The 14,429-nt window shown below is 42.4% G+C and carries 14 protein-coding genes; 6 read left to right on the top strand and 8 right to left on the bottom strand.

Features of this window, described 5'->3' with window-relative positions; all coding sequences use genetic code 11:
* Window positions 1-90 precede the first annotated feature (90 nt).
* Complete coding sequence (locus tag H6G77_RS28885; protein WP_190873398.1) at window positions 91-1,077, top strand: folate-binding protein YgfZ; 987 nt, start codon at window positions 91-93, stop codon at window positions 1,075-1,077.
* 162 nt (window positions 1,078-1,239) lie between these two features.
* On the opposite strand, the gene H6G77_RS28880 is transcribed toward H6G77_RS28885, so the two are convergent.
* From H6G77_RS28880 to H6G77_RS28860, 5 genes are all read right to left on the bottom strand, one after another.
* On the bottom strand, window positions 1,240-1,608 hold the full coding sequence (locus tag H6G77_RS28880) for an aspartyl protease (protein ID WP_190594239.1): 369 nt from the start codon (window positions 1,606-1,608) through the stop codon (window positions 1,240-1,242).
* Entirely contained in the window at window positions 1,605-1,922 is a 318-nt protein-coding gene (locus H6G77_RS28875; protein ID WP_190594234.1) for a hypothetical protein, read from the bottom strand. The genes H6G77_RS28880 and H6G77_RS28875 overlap by 4 nt, the downstream gene beginning before the upstream one ends.
* 5 nt (window positions 1,923-1,927) lie before the next feature.
* On the bottom strand, window positions 1,928-3,343 hold the full coding sequence (locus tag H6G77_RS28870) for a DICT sensory domain-containing protein (protein ID WP_190675240.1): 1,416 nt from the start codon (window positions 3,341-3,343) through the stop codon (window positions 1,928-1,930).
* A 294-nt stretch (window positions 3,344-3,637) separates the two neighbouring features.
* A complete protein-coding gene (locus H6G77_RS28865; protein WP_190873397.1) occupies window positions 3,638-5,140 on the bottom strand; it encodes a UDP-N-acetylmuramoyl-L-alanyl-D-glutamate--2,6-diaminopimelate ligase in 1,503 nt (500 codons plus the stop codon).
* 32 nt (window positions 5,141-5,172) lie between these two features.
* Entirely contained in the window at window positions 5,173-5,475 is a 303-nt protein-coding gene (locus tag H6G77_RS28860; protein WP_190675236.1) for a glutaredoxin family protein, read from the bottom strand.
* Between the two features lie 157 nt (window positions 5,476-5,632).
* Between H6G77_RS28860 and H6G77_RS28855 the strand changes: the two genes are divergently transcribed.
* Both H6G77_RS28855 and rpiA read left to right on the top strand, forming a co-directional pair.
* Complete coding sequence (locus H6G77_RS28855; RefSeq protein ID WP_190594230.1) at window positions 5,633-5,914, top strand: type II toxin-antitoxin system ParD family antitoxin; 282 nt, start codon at window positions 5,633-5,635, stop codon at window positions 5,912-5,914.
* A gap of 146 nt (window positions 5,915-6,060) precedes the next feature.
* Window positions 6,061-6,768 carry a ribose-5-phosphate isomerase RpiA gene (gene rpiA / locus H6G77_RS28850; protein ID WP_190594229.1) on the top strand — a complete coding sequence of 236 codons (708 nt, stop codon included), beginning with the start codon at window positions 6,061-6,063 and terminating at the stop codon, window positions 6,766-6,768.
* A gap of 166 nt (window positions 6,769-6,934) precedes the next feature.
* Here the strand turns inward: rpiA and H6G77_RS28845 are convergent, their stop codons facing one another.
* Both H6G77_RS28845 and H6G77_RS28840 read right to left on the bottom strand, forming a co-directional pair.
* Window positions 6,935-7,366 (bottom strand): DUF6918 family protein, encoded by a 432-nt coding sequence (locus tag H6G77_RS28845; RefSeq protein WP_190675234.1) that lies wholly within the window; start codon window positions 7,364-7,366, stop codon window positions 6,935-6,937.
* Between the two features lie 296 nt (window positions 7,367-7,662).
* Window positions 7,663-9,306, bottom strand: coding sequence for a B12-binding domain-containing radical SAM protein (locus tag H6G77_RS28840; RefSeq protein WP_190873396.1), 1,644 nt, complete (start codon window positions 9,304-9,306; stop codon window positions 7,663-7,665).
* A 205-nt stretch (window positions 9,307-9,511) separates the two neighbouring features.
* Here H6G77_RS28840 and H6G77_RS28835 point away from each other — a divergent pair, with 205 nt between their 5' ends.
* The 3 genes from H6G77_RS28835 (at window position 9,512) to H6G77_RS28825 (ending at window position 13,753) form a co-directional block, all read left to right on the top strand.
* Complete coding sequence (locus H6G77_RS28835; protein ID WP_190873395.1) at window positions 9,512-9,778, top strand: hypothetical protein; 267 nt, start codon at window positions 9,512-9,514, stop codon at window positions 9,776-9,778.
* Window positions 9,779-9,782: 4 nt separating this feature from the next.
* A complete protein-coding gene (locus H6G77_RS36530) occupies window positions 9,783-11,111 on the top strand; it encodes a glycosyltransferase (protein WP_190873394.1) in 1,329 nt (442 codons plus the stop codon).
* A 440-nt stretch (window positions 11,112-11,551) separates the two neighbouring features.
* On the top strand, window positions 11,552-13,753 hold the full coding sequence (locus H6G77_RS28825) for a transglycosylase SLT domain-containing protein (protein ID WP_190873393.1): 2,202 nt from the start codon (window positions 11,552-11,554) through the stop codon (window positions 13,751-13,753).
* Window positions 13,754-13,773: 20 nt separating this feature from the next.
* Here H6G77_RS28825 and H6G77_RS28820 read toward each other — a convergent pair whose 3' ends face one another.
* Entirely contained in the window at window positions 13,774-14,403 is a 630-nt protein-coding gene (locus H6G77_RS28820) for a PEP-CTERM sorting domain-containing protein (protein ID WP_199331682.1), read from the bottom strand.
* Between the last annotated feature and the right edge of the window lie 26 nt (window positions 14,404-14,429).

Genomic DNA, 14,429 nt, shown 5'->3' with positions numbered 1-14,429 from the left:
GGTCATTGAGCTTAGTCATTGAAGCGGTAAACCTGGATTTGCTAAGATTTCCAGTGCGTAAACTTTTAAATAGAGCAGTTCTTCACTACCATGCCAGCATCAACAATTGACGGTAAAGACGCGATCGCTATCCAAGCCGCAAAAGCAGGGGTGGCTGTGTGCGATCGCTCTTTTTGGGGACGTATCCGAGTAGCAGATGGCGATCGCATCCGATTTTTACACAATCAAAGTACCAACGATTTTCAAAGCCGCAAACCAGGACAAGGCTGTGAAACGGTGATGGTGACATCCACAGCCCGGACAATTGACTTGGTGAGTGCATACATTCTTGAAGATGCGGTACTGCTGTTAGTTTCGCCCAATCGTCGAGAATTTTTGATGCAGTGGCTAGACCGCTATATCTTTTTTGCCGATAAAGTAGAGTTAACGGACATCACCGAAGAAACTGCAACCTTTAGCCTGATTGGGCCAGATAGCGATGCAATTGTGGAAAAATTAGGTGCAGGGGCAATTATTGGTCAACCTGACGGCAATCACTTGTTAGTTGATGGTGGGGTGATTGTCGCTGTAGGGAGTGGGTTAGGATTGCCTGGATATACCTTAATTTTGCCAGCTACAGAGAAACAGCAAGTATGGCAGAAAATATTAGAATTTGGGGCTGTAGAATTGAGCGATCGCGCTTGGGAAACCTTACGCATTCTCCAAGGTAGACCAAACCCAGATGCAGAACTCACAGATGATTACAATCCCCTAGAAGTCGGTTTATGGCAGACGATATCCTTTAATAAAGGCTGTTACATCGGACAAGAAACTATCGCCCGGTTAAATACCTATAAAGGTGTTAAACAAAATCTTTGGGGAATTCGCCTCAGCGCCCCAGTTGAAATTGGCAGTGCGATCGCCCTGGGAGATGAAAAAATCGGCAAACTCACAAGTTATACCGAAATCAGTGACGGTTACTTTGGACTTGGGTACATTCGTACCAAAGCTGGCGGTGTGGGCTTAAAAGTCAAAATCGGCGAAGTTGAAGGTGAAATTGTGGATATCCCTTTTGTCTCCCATGAGTATCCGGAATAGTCAACTTATTTTACGGATAGCTCACTCATTTTTATCACTACTTAGGACTTACGCAAGAACCTTCTCAAATCCTCTTAACTTCGTGTCCTACCCTTCGGGAAGCCACTTCGTGTCTATGCGCTCTTTGCGGTTAGTTTTTTCATGATTTTGCGTAAGTCCTGACTACTGTTGTCCCAGTGTTAAAACTTGAGATGGCATATCCACCACTAATTTGCGATTTTTTAACCACTGACGACCTAGTAAGATTTCGGTTAATCCTTGTCCCACATGAACAGGAATATCAAGATATTCTTGATCAATTCGCACTTTTCCTAAATAAATCTCAAATTCTGCTTCTCCTTGGGCTGTCAGCATGGTTTGTTGTTCTAAATATACCCAATTGAGTGCTTCTAAATCCTGGTTATTAATTGCTAACCACCAAGAAAATCCCGTATCAAAAAGTGCATCTACTGGTATTTCTAAACCATCAGCAGCTATTAAATCTATCTCAAAAAATAACTCATCCTCATCACCAAAGTGTCCAGAAATCATATTCTGCCGCACATCCCAGTTTCATTAATACGGAAAACGTGCAATCTAGCACTGGGGTATTTTTCATGCGCTATTTTTGCAACTACCAATACATCCTGATCAATAAAATAATCTCCACTTTCTGGCTCAATTGCCACATACCAGTTGTAATGAGTTCTAATTAATTCTGGTTGTAACTGATCAAAAATAAATTTGCAGCGTTGTTTGAATGCTTCTCGTTCAGCATTCCATTGAGATTTTTGTTCCTCCGTCCACTGAATTTGCGGGAAGATTCTTCCCCGACGTAATGTGCGAGTAGACTTGGCTTCAGTCATAGAAATTATTTAAATGGGATTTTGTTGCGAGTTGTAACTAATTGGATTGTAAAAGTAGATCCTTCATCTAGTTTACTTCTGACAGAAATAGAACCTCCACAGCGCCACAATAACCGCTTAACAATTGTTAAACCTAAGCCAGCACCACTCAAATCTTCCGTAGTTCCCGAACGGACTCGATAAAAGCAATCAAAGATTTTGCTAATTTCACTTTCCGCAATGCCAATACCTGTATCGCGGAATTCTAACTGGACATAATCGGCTTGAAGACGCGCTCTTACCCAGACTTGCCCACCTTTGGGGGTAAACTTAATACTGTTTTGCAGCAAATTAATTACTATTTGCTTGAGTCCGCCAGTCACACACCAAACCCCTGGTAGTTCTGTTGGTACAGTGTAAGCGAGCATAATGCCTTTTTCTTGAGCTACAGGCTGGTAGGTGCTAACTACGCCAGGGACAATATCTGAAAGACGTACTAGTTCTAGGCTGGTGGTTTCTAAATTATGTTCCAGGTTGACCAGATCCAGTAAACCAGTGATTAGTATACTCTGGCGATCGCACTGAGTATTGAGCATTTGTAAATAACGTTGTCGCTGTGGCGGTTTAATCGTAGGTGAATTTAACAACGACAATGCTGTTTTCATGTGTGTTAAAGGTGTCCGTAGTTCTTGGCACACACTACTTAAATAATCATCTTTGAGTTGTTCTTTATTTTGGAGTTTTTGATTTTGTTCTCGTAATTTGGCAATGCGTTTATTACTAATTTGACGTTGAATGGAATTTTGGCGCTGGAGTTGTTTGGCCATGAGTTGACTGATAAGTGCAGGTTCGATGGTGCTGGGATAAATCAACTCAGCCGGAAAAACTGCCGATGATTCTGGTACAGCTACTTGTTTGAGACCATCTAAAACTTGCTGAATGATTCTGCCTTCCATTGTCATCACAGCCAGTAATGACGGAATTTTAACTGTTTTGCCTTTATGAGTTTGGCGGTTTTGATTTCTTTTACGTGGACGACGCGCCACAATTAAACTACAAAATCGCGGCGAGGATACTATAAAAAAGTATTCTCGCCGTAGTTGATAATTTGATAATAACTGTACCCAATTTTGTTGCTGTGGGCTGGTTTCATCTGTAATCTGATTTTCTGCCCCAGCATTAATTTTATCTATCCGACAAATATTAATTAGGCCAGATGCACTCATCGCAGATTGATAACGCTTTAATTCTGCGTGCCAAATTTTTCCCGGTGGTAACTTAACCCAAAAAGTTGCCGTAATTTGTTGTTCAATCAATAAATCAATGTGTGACCTCAGCAGCGATAACAAACTAGCAGGATTGCTTGGCAATGGTTGAGGTGGTGTTTCCACTCCCAAAGCCAGCTGATAGATGGATAACTCCTTACGCAGAGAATCATTCATGAGTCAAGCACAACAAGGAAGAAATAATTATGTCATTGATTGCCAATTTTATGTAAGGTATTTTTACAAAAAGAATATGTAAAATACATTTGGATAGAAAGTATGAAGGATGAAGTTTGAAGTCTGAAAGAATGTCTATAGCAGGAAACACAAGACAATCCCGATGAAACTGAATTTCACAAGCCTTGTATAAAAGAGCGACTAGTATATTTACTCAGCACTTTAATTGAAACAGTAAAATCCTGGTAATCTTCAGACTTCAGACTTCAGACTTCAGACTTCAGACTTCAGACTTCAGACTTCATTTTTTAGTCTGACTTGTAACGCATCCCGCGCATGTTCTCGGTCATCAAAGTGGATTTTTTCTGTACCGAGAATTTGATAGTCTTCATGACCTTTACCCGCTAACAACACGCCATCACCGGGTTCAGCTTGCAAAATTGCGGTGCGAATAGCTGTAGCGCGATCGCAAATTACAGTCGGTTGCACCGTGTCGGATATTCCGGCAAGAACATCTTGCAAAATTCTTTCGGGGTCTTCGGTGCGGGGGTTGTCGGAAGTGACTACAGCCACATCTGCTAACTCGGCGGCGATTTTACCCATTTTTGGGCGTTTGGTGCGATCGCGATCGCCTCCACAACCAAATACACAAATCATTTTACCGGGAATAAACGGCCTTGCCGCTTTGAGTAAATTTTCCAGGCTATCGGGCGTATGGGCATAATCAACAATCACGCTGATATCTTGTTGCGGACTGATTTGTACTCGTTCCATCCGTCCCGGAACCCCAGGAAAATCACTAATTGCACTGGCGATTAACTCTAAGTCAAGTCCTAAATGCAGAACTGCACCCACCGCCGCCAAAACATTTTCTAAGTTATATTGACCAACCAACGGTGAGCGAAACTCCACCTCACCCTTTGGAGTATGCAGCAAACCACTCACACCATTGGGTTGATAATTTAAATCGCTCATCCACAAATCGGCACTGGGTTCGCTGACGCTGTAACTCCAAACTTGTTCTGATGGCAATCTGCTAATTAACTGTTTACCGTAGGAGTCATCAGCGTTAATAATTGCCTTACCTTTGAGATATGCCGGACTAAATAACAGCGCCTTAGCAGCGAAATAATCCTCCATATCGCTGTGATAGTCCAGATGGTCTTGGGTGAGATTGGTGAATACTCCCACCTCAAACGGACAACCCAAGACTCGACCTTGTGCCAAAGCATGGGAACTAACTTCCATTACGCCAAACTCACAACCTGCATTCACGGCGGCTGCTAACTGCTGTTGTAGTTCCACTGCAAAGGGTGTGGTGTGGATCGCAGTTTGGACAAATCCCGGCCAGCGAGTGTATAAAGTCCCCATCAAAGCCGTTACTAGACGAGCTTTGTTCAGGAAAAATTCAATTAAGTGAGTTGTGGTGGTTTTACCATTGGTGCCGGTCACACCCACTAACTTGAGTTTTTGTCCGGGATAATCGTAAAAAGCCGCCGCTATTTGAGCGCAAGCTTGAGTCATATCATTAGCACTAATCACTACAGCCTCCGGGGTGGGAGGATTTTTTTCGGCAGCTTCAGCAGAAACAATCGCTGCTACTGCGCCGGATGCGATCGCACTTGGCCAAAATTCGCCACCGTCCACCCGCGTTCCTGGCATTCCAATAAATAAATCTCCCTCACCGCAAGCATGGGAGTTAGTTTTCAAACCCTTGACTTCTGCATCTGCTAAGTCAGAACTGTTAGGCAATTGTGCCACACTATCTATTGCTGCTAGTAATTCCCGCAATTTCATCTTGTGAACCTCGCCACACTCGTATCTTGCGCTTATTCTGCATCATTTTTTTTGATATTGGATAAATACTTACACAACATTTGCTGAATTTGCTGGACATTTGCACGGGGAGAAGGACGTGGTAGAGCTTGTTCAAAAGCTTCTACACCGGGGATATTGGCTAAAACCAGCACTGGGACTTCATATTGATAAGCCAGCAACCAATCTTCACGAGTTGTAATGTCACGAATTTCTAACTCAACACCCAAATTGTCTGTCTCTAAAATTTGCTCTAGTTTTTCCTGCAAGCCCTCGCACAAATGACAACCAGGTTTACTGTACAAAATCAACCGCATTTCCTAAATACCAATACTTTTAGCCATCCTAAGTCATTCGTGAACAACTATAGCCATCCTCAATGATTTCTCTTCCTTGTCTGTGTTTAGGAATTTGTCTAATTTTAGATTTTGGTAAGAATTTTTGCTACTCTAGAGTAAAAATTTATGTGCAGCTATGTCTAACGTCGAAAAAATTAGTGTTGCGCTTACCCCAGAAATGGTCGCTTTTGTACGCAATGCGGTAGAATCTGGTGAATATGCCAGCAGTAGTGAAGTGATTAGAGAAGCATTACGAGACTGGAAGCAAAAACGCCTGTTACAGTTGCAAAATATTGATGAATTACGTAGTCTTTGGCAAGCTGGGATTGACAGTGGTGCTGGGCAGTATACAGATATAGAAGCTATTAAGCAGGAAGCCCGTCGGCGTTTAGGTCAAGCTTCTCAAAAGGATGCGTAATTTGTGGGACGTTTTAATTACGAATTAATTTTTTAGCCGATCGCCATAACAGAGAAAACTTCCACATTATTCCCACAGAAAAAGGCGAATGGAGGGTCATCTGCCTTCTAAGATGGACTATAGTCAGTTTTTGTGGAGTTTTGGGAATGACCGCAACAGATCCTGTAAAGTTAATGAAGCAAGAGGTTGGTAAAGCCGCAGCCCTACTAGTAAAATCAGGTTCAATTGTCGGTTTAGGTACGGGTTCAACAACAGCGTATACAATTCAGTATTTAGGCGATCGCCTGAAATCTGGTGAACTCACAGATATTGTCGGGATTCCTACTTCTTTTCAATCGGAAGTATTAGCCAAAGAATATGGTGTACCTCTCACCACTTTAGATGCTGTTGACCACATTGATATTGCTATTGATGGGGCAGATGAAGTTGACCCCCAAAAGAATTTGATTAAAGGTGGCGGCGCAGCCCATACCCGCGAAAAAGTAGTTGATTATCTAGCCAAACAATTTGTTGTGGTGGTAGACAGTGGTAAGCTAGTCGATCGCTTGGGTTCTGTGTTTGCAGTTCCCGTCGAAGTTATCCCAATGGCAATTACACCTGTGACTAATGCCATTAAACAACTTGGCGGTAAACCAGAACTACGTATGGGTGTAAAAAAAGCTGGGCCAGTCATCACCGACCAAGGTAACTTTGTCCTAGATGTCAGATTCGACTCCATTGATGACCCAGTGAATTTAGAAAAAATCCTCAATAATATTCCTGGCGTTTTAGAAAACGGCATCTTTGTTAACTGTGCAGATGTCGTTTTAGTTGGCGAAGTGGTAGATGGTCAGCCAGTAGTTAGGCAGTTGTAAAAGGGTGTAAGGGTTGAAGGGTGTAGGAGTGTAAGAGTTTTTACACCCCATCCTTCCCTATTTTGAAATAGCCGATTCTGTACTCAACACTCACACTTCGACTACGCTCAGTGTACACACTCAGCACTCATTACTCAGCACTCAGCACTCAAATTAAGCACTCAAATTAAGCGTACTTCTTAATTACTTGGGCAAAATCGGGTACAGCTTCTTCTATATATGGTTTTGCTGAACCTCTGAGTTTTTCATAAGTTCCTCGCACAATAGGCCGTGTTACCTTCTTCACCCTGGCATCAGTAACACTCAAGAGTGCATCTGCTGTGCGAGATTTATTACTAGTGAGATGCTTCACTGGATCACCATTTTGTAAGCCTTCATGCCACATTGGATCAAGTGCTGTAAAGCATTCTGGTAGAAGTTGCTCAACAGCATAAGGGATATATCCGGGCTTAACGCCTTTCAATACTCCATAGGCAGTTTTGAGTGCAATACCGCTAAGACCTGACTTAGAAGTGATTTGTGATTCTAAAAGTTGGCAACAGTCATCAACAACCATTGCTTTTTTGTCTGAGTTTAAAAGTTGGTCGCTCAGTCCCATTTCACTCCTCCATAATGTTAAGGCGATCGCTTTTCTCTATTTCCTCACTAAGTTAGGAAATTATCAAAAATGTTAACAGAGCTAGACAGTTTTCGTAGCCTTGCTGTTATAGGTTGACAGACTTTAGTGATTATGGCTCAAGATTTTTGTTTTAATCAGGGGTTTATGGGGTGAAGGGGTTTATGGGTGTGTGGGTTTAGATACTAAGTTGTTTTCAGAAATAGTATTCCTACTCCCCATTCCCTACTCCCTACTCCCACCCCAAATCACTACCTTGAACTCCAAGGTTTTATAAGTTAATTACGGATTTTTTGGGAATAAAACGAGGCTGATTCTGTTTGTGCGGCACAGTCTTGGGCAAACTGAATCAGATGATGTCCCACTAGTCCAACGTGAATTAAGGACTCTATATTCCCTGATTTGAGTGCTGGTTTAGCCATTTGCCAAAAAGTTTGGCGATAGTTACCAAATACACCCACACGCAACAAAATATTAGTTAAATAAGTTAACCCTTTGCGAATATTTGCCCAGGAAGTCCGCGCCGGACTATTGGGTACAGCGATGCGGTTGGGGTAAGTATGTTCCATGTTGTAGGCAAATCGCTGATATAAAAATTCTGGCTGATATGCTTCAGTGATACAACGTCGCCACATTTCCACAACTTGCTGATATGGCATCAAAAACTCGACATTTGATTCTCGGCTGTCATCAAATACGAGTCGCCCTTCGGCTTCTAATCTCCGCCATAAAGGAGTTCTGGGTAAAGCATGAAGTAAGTTAATTGTCAACATCGGAATTTGTGACAGCCGAATAAATTCGAGGATGCGGTCTGCGGTTTCTGGTGTATCTGTATCTAAGCCGATGATGATGCCTGAAACAACTTCCATACCATAGCTATTCAAAACCTGAATCGCTTCTAAAATTGGCATACTGAGATTCTGCACTTTAGAAATTGATTGCAGCGCCTCTGTGTCTGGGGTTTCGATACCGCAAAACACTGTACAAAAGTAAGCTTCGCGCATCATCTCCAGGAGTTTTGGACTTTGCGCGAGGTTCAGGGTGGCTTCACAGGCAAATTGAATGGGATAACCGTTGCGCTGTTGCCAGTCAATTAAGTGGGGTAATAGCTGCATTGTGGCGCGGCGATCGCCTACAAAGTTATCATCCACAAAATATACTGCGCCGATATTGCCAGATTCCAGCATCGCATCTAGTTCTGCCAATACTTGCGCTGGGGTCTTCATCCGTGGGCTTCTACCGTAAAGTTCAGGAATATCACAAAATTCGCAGCGATAAGGACAGCCGCTAGAAAACTGGACATTGGCTAAGAAATAATGATTCAGATTCACCAAATGATAAGCGGGGGTGGGAAATTCACTCAGGGGTAAACGTTCCTTGGTTTCAAAGCGAATTTGTTGTGGCGGACGTTGGTGGTGTTGGTCGAGATACTCAATCATGCGATCGCTGGCATCGCCTAATTCACCCAAATGTAAAATATCAAAATCTGGATAATATTCTGGACAACCAGACACCGAAGGTCCGCCTAAAACAGTAATTTTGCCTTGCTGATGCGCCAGTTGGTTAATGTGATTAATCTGCGGTTTTTGGATGTGCATCCCACTGACAATCACCACATCCGCCCATTGATAATCAGATGTTTTGGCTGGGTGTAAATTCTCATCAATAAAGCGTACTTCCCATTCTTGTGGCAAATAAGCAGCCACAATTAAAATCCCTTGGGGTGGCATAAAAGCCCGGACATTTCCCATTAGTGGATAAGCATGATGAAACGTGCCGAAAGAGCGACTGTATTTGGGGAAGATACAAAGAATGCGTCGATGATGTAAAGGAACGTAGCGGGCTTTTTTCGGGTTAGGAGCAGATGCCAAATCAGTCGCTACAGGAGTTTGGTTCTGAAAAGACTTTAACTGCACAGTCATTGTTAATTTTTCACCAAAGAAAATAGCAGCTAATTTTGCAAATAAATTGTCAAATTAGCTGTAATTTCAAATAACTTACTGTGATATTTTAAAATTCTGTAACTGTCCAAATATACACATTTTTCTAAAATCACCACATGATTGGGCATGGACAAGACAGATTCTCATCCTGTTGTTTTTTAATGCAATCATATAAGGGTCTGTCATGAATTTGATTGATTTTCTTTGGTATCCTGCCGGGGGAGATGGTAGCGATCGCGCTCTATTGTCTTCAGCCGCGCCACTTCCAGACAAGAACGATTTTCCCAGCAGCATCTATTACCTACGTATTTACTACAAGGTAGAAAGTAATATTCTCTTCAATAATTACCCCAAGCAACTGGTATTAAAAACAGCAAATAATTATCAGTATGATGGCTGCCAATTACCAGTGAACAGCAATATTAAAGTCCAAAGCATTACAGTAGGCTAAACAAGTGGTAAGACAACAAAAGTCTAGAGAGGCAATTGTTGGACAACATTCCCTATCAGTTGGAATACTCGTGGATTTAGAGTGGGGATTGTATGCCGGCGGTCATGTGAAATGTTGGGAAAGATTTGCGGAAGCGGCAATTGATTTTCCCCAGATAGACTTAACAATTTATTACCTGGGAAATAAGCCCCAAGAAATAGCGATCGCGCCGAATGTACGTTACCGCATCTTGCCACCGATGTTGGGAACTAAGCACATACCATTTCTCCATGAACGTTCTCGCAATACCGACTTATCGCCCTACCATTTAGGTTTAGTTTGGCAACTGCGACAGCACGATGTTTTACACATTACCAGTGCCTTTAGTTTTGCACGCACAGCCCACTGGATAGCGCAACGGTACAAAGTTCCTTTGGTATGTTCCACTCACACAGATTTAGGCAGTTTTACACGGATTTACTCTCAAGAGATTATTCGCCGGATTTTGGTTTGGGAATGGTTAGTCAATTTGATATGGGAACGGTGGAAATTAGGTGAGCGCCTAGAACAACAAATGATGCGGCGCTGGCACAAGTTGATTAGCGATAGTGATTGGGTGTTGCTCTCCAAACCAGAAGATTTCCCGGTGATGCAAAAATTTGTCTCTCAGTCGCGCTTGTCTCGACTACGGAGAGGGATAGATCAGCAGCGATTTCACCCCCAACACCGCGATCGCGCTCTTTTACAAACTACCTTTGGTATCCCGCCAGAAGTCCCGGTACTGTTGTTTGTCGGACGGGTAGACGAGAGTAAACGCATCATGACCTTAGCTCAAGCTGCCTGTCAATTGCTAGACCAAGGATATGCTTTACACGTCTTGATTGTGGGTGAAGGCACTGCCAAAGCCAAGATACAGCAACTTTTAGCACCCCATATCACCCTAACCGGTGTGTTACCCCAAGAAAGCCTTGCTTGGATTTACGCCAGTGCAGATATGTTTGTCTTTCCCTCCGATAGTGAAATATCTCCGAACGTGGTGTTAGAAGCAAAATCATCAGGACTACCTGTATTTGTATCCGCCCATAGTGGCAGTGTGCAGTTTATCCAACAGCCTGATAGAGATGGCATTGTGATTACAAATTCTAGTCCCCAAGCTTGGGCAGAGGCGCTGAAACCTTATCTCCAAGATTTGCAGATGCGCGATGGTGTGAGTCAAGCGGCTCGCCAATATATTGAACAGTGTCATCCTTCTTGGAGGGAAGTTTTTCAAGAGGATTTATTACCCATTTGGCAGAAAATGAAATTTCTCTCTCATAATAAGCTGGGTATAACTAGTACAGGTCGGCGAAAATAAACAGACCACACTTCGGCTGCGCTCAGTACAAGTACGCTCAGTGACCATAAGAAATTGCTAAAAGGCTTGTGGGATGAATATTCTTTCTTTTGATCCTCCGAATTTTAGATTTTGGATTTTGGATTTTGGATTTAATCTAAAATCGCAAATCTAAAATCCAAAATTGTTTGACTTTTGCCTTGTGAGTGGTGTTAAACTTTTTTCTTCATCTACGGCTGGGCTGATAATCTATACTGAATTCTGAATTCTGTAGGATCAACTACCAATAAAATTGGCTCACATTCCTGCTATGTATAGATTATGGCTGAATAAATAAAATAGATGTATTATGGGAAGTCCTTATGTAAAATTAGAAAGTTGCAAAAATTAAAAATTGCTAACACTTCTAGCTAACAATGCTAGAGTTTCAAAAATTCATCAAAAATTTTCAGCGAGTATCAATGCTGAAGCAACTTAAAAAAAACCAAGTTCCTATAATTATTGGCGCGGCAGTTTTCGCCTTTTCGGCTGGCGCAATGGTGTCAGCACCGGAGATTGGCAAAACAGTGGCTCAATGGCTGAAAATAAATCAAACTCAGTCAGACGAACTATCAGAAGCCAACAAAGTCAAATCGGCTGTGTTCCCATTGGTGGCACAATCACCAGTGGAAAGAGCCGCAAAATTAGAAGCGATCGCTAAAGGCTCGGCTTCAGCAGACCGAAATCGCGCCCGCTATCTGTTAGCCAGTGATTTACTTGAAACCAGAGATGCTCAAGCAGCCCTAGATTTATTGACGGGATTAGAAAAAGACTATCCTGTATTAGCGCCATACATCTTGCTGAAACAAGCCCAAGCACAGGACTTGTTAGGTGAACAAGGCAAAGCTTCCGATTTGCGCCAAAAAGTCCTGAAAGCATATCCCAAAGAAGCGGCGGCGGCGAAAGCATTATATTTAATCGGTCAACCAGAATCTCAAGATCGGGCGATCGCCCAATTTCCTTCCCATCCCCTCACCTGGGAAATTATTCGCCAGCGATTGCAAAAAAATCCCAATCAGCCCCAGTTAAAATTAATTTTGGCGAAATATGCCTACAATCAGGCAGGAATCGTGGGCATATTAGATCAATTGGTAAAACAGCCCAACCTCAAACCCGCCGATTGGGAGACTATTGGCACAGCTTATTGGGAAAATACACAATTTCGGAAAGCTGCGATCGCTTATACAAAAGCACCCAAAACTGCCCAAACTCTCTACAGGATAGGGCGCGGCTTACAAATAGGTGGACAAAGCCAAGAAAGAGAAAAAGCGATCGCCTCCTACAAGCAATTAGTCCAGCAATTCCCCAAAGCCGAAGAAACGGGAACCGCATTGTTACGTTTGGCAGATATGGCTAAAACTCGCCAAGATGCCATACCATACCTCAATCAAGTCATTGCCCAATTCCCCGAACAAGCCCCCACCGCCCTAGCCACCAAAGCCAAAATTCTCGTAGGGCTGAATGATCAAAAATCGGCACAACAAGCCTGGGATTTACTACTAGGCAAGTATGGTGACTCTGATGAAGCGGCAGAATATCGCTGGAAAATTGCCCTAGATAAAGCCAAAGCCAGAGATTACGTCACAGCTTGGGAATGGGCGCAACCAATTACCACCAATAACCCGAACAGCATTTTGGCTCCCAGAGCCGGGTTTTGGGTAGGAAAATGGGCGGTTAGACTCGGCAAACAACAAGAAGCCAAATCAGCCTTTGAGTATGTAGTTAGCCAGTTTCCTCAGTCTTATTATGCCTGGCGATCGGCTAATATTCTGGGGCTGAATGTCGGCAACTTTAACAATGTCCGCGACCTCAACCCGGAAGTTGTGCCGCGCCTGCGCCCAATTCCCACCGCCGGTTCTGAGACCTTTAAAGAATTATATTTATTAGCTCAAGACCGTGATGCTTGGTTGCAATGGGAAACAGAATTTTTGAATAAAAAACAGCCCTCAGTTGCCGAACAATTTACTGAAGGTTTGATGCGTCTAGCTAGGGGCGAAAATCTTTCGGGAATAGATATTATTTCTAAGTTGGAAGATAGAGAAACAGCCGCAGAAAAAGAACAATATCAAGCCTTAAGTAAACAAATCACTTACTGGCAAGCCCGCTATCCATTTCCTTATCTCAAAGAAATTGAAAAATGGTCTGCCGAACGTAAACTAAATCCCTTACTAGTTACAGGATTAATTCGTCAAGAATCACGATTTGAGCCGGAAATTAAATCAGTGGCTGGTGCTGTTGGACTGATGCAAGTGTTACCCAGCACTGGTCAATGGATTGCTTCAAAAAATAATTTAGATGGGAAAAACTTTGATTTAACAGTTCCCAATGACAACATTAGTGTGGGTACATTGTATTTGGATTATACTCATCAAAAGTATGGGAATAATTCATTGCTGGCTATAGCGAGTTACAATGCTGGCCCTGGTAATGTTTCTAAATGGTTGCAAACTTTACCCAAAGAAGACCCTGATGAATTTGTCGAAGAAATTCCCTTTGATGAAACTAAAAATTACGTCCGTCAAGTTTTTGGTAATTATTGGAATTATCTGCGACTTTACAACCCAGAAATTTCGGGCTTAGTAGCAAAATACTCCAAGGAACATCCAAAATTACCAACTCAGTGATTTTCAAATAAACTGCGATATTAATCCTGGCACATAGAGCCAAATTTTCTTTTGATGGCGATACCAAAGCCAGCCGCAGTCAAGCTACCCAAAATAGTTAGAGGTTCTGGTACAGATTTTTTTGCTGATAACTGAAAGTTGGCGTAGGTGAGTTCGGTAAAATCGAAAGTTGAAGCGTTAACTCTGCCTACGCGAGCGAAGCCAATATAATTATCATCAATTATTCCCCGCCACCAACCTGCGCCAAGACCATCACGAAAAACAAAGGGAATATTCCATTGATGAGATAAGTTTCCGTCAACATCTTCTATAGAGGAAAATAAATTACCTGATGAGTCGGAGAAATTAATTAAAGTTTGCCAAAGAGTTATACCAGCTTGACGGGCAAGATGCTGATTGCGGTAAAAAGTTGTAATTCCTCGGTTTGTTGGTGATAAATCTTCAAAAGTTCCAGTAATAAAATTTACATCATATTTATTATCGAAAATTTCCAAGTGTTTGATAGCTTTTAAAGAATTTTTTTCTTGATCAAGAATAAATGTTGGCCCATTTCGATCAGGGGTAATGCTAAAAGCTTCAGCTTTGGTGGTGATACCACTGCACATCAGTGCGAATGCTGCTATGAAAACAGCGAAAGATGTTCGAGTCATAAAGGTAGAGTCAGTTTTTTTGACGT

Source organism: Aulosira sp. FACHB-615, assembly GCF_014698045.1.
Lineage (GTDB): Bacteria > Cyanobacteriota > Cyanobacteriia > Cyanobacteriales > Nostocaceae > Nostoc_B.
Note: the sequence above shows the minus strand (reverse complement) of the source record. Positions and strands in the feature narration are given on the sequence as shown.